Below are 733 nucleotides of genomic sequence, written 5' to 3' on the forward strand. Positions count from 1 at the left end.
TTGAGCCTGCTGAGCGGCCGGTCCATTCGCGGCGCGATCTGAGGTAAGCCGTGTCAGTGAAGTGTTGGCCGCGCGCTGTCGGGCTCCCATGCGCTCCATCGCGCGTTGACGCGCCGCAGTTCCGGCGACGGAGGACGAACCGCCGGGTCCGTGGACAGGGGGTGCGGGCATGAGTGCGTCGATGTGTTCAGGTAATGTCGGCACGAGGCGTGCAAGGGCCTCTGCGCGATCGCCGCCCTGGTGGGGGGCAGCAGGCTGTTGCCGCCCGGGTGCGAACAGGCTGTCGTGGATCTGCTGCTCTGCATCGGAAAGCGGCAGCCCGCGCGCCTGCTCCGCATAGGCCCGGTTAACCAGCGCCTCCATGCCGGCCGGGTCCGCACCCGGGCCCTGAGGACGTGGCCTGTCGTCCAGATTGGCGAGCTCGATGTCCACGTCATCAGCTGGCAACTGCGGCAGACGCGCCGGTTCCGGCGCCCCGCCCTTCAGACCCGGAACATTGCGCGCCCGCTGCCACTGGCCATCCCTGTTTTCCAGACGGATTGTCCGCTCCCGTCCGCCGCCATAGGCGTCCGTCGGATTCCATACCACATACCCACCACTCGAGGCGGCCTCGTCTTTCGCAACCCGGTACAGCTTCGCTCCGATCTGCGCGTAGTGCGCCAGCGTTTGCGGATCCTGCCATGTCCCGCCCTCCGAGCGACGCATCGCCACCGGCCGCTTATCCTCTGGTACG

The 733-nt window shown here is 68.1% G+C and carries 1 protein-coding gene; it reads right to left on the minus strand.

Features of this window, described 5'->3' with window-relative positions; translation table 11 throughout:
* The coding region (locus tag HV796_RS42965; RefSeq protein WP_175233642.1) for a hypothetical protein at window positions 1-733 on the minus strand (733 nt) is incomplete at both ends.

The organism is Paraburkholderia humisilvae, from assembly GCF_902859855.1.
GTDB lineage: Bacteria > Pseudomonadota > Gammaproteobacteria > Burkholderiales > Burkholderiaceae > Paraburkholderia > Paraburkholderia humisilvae.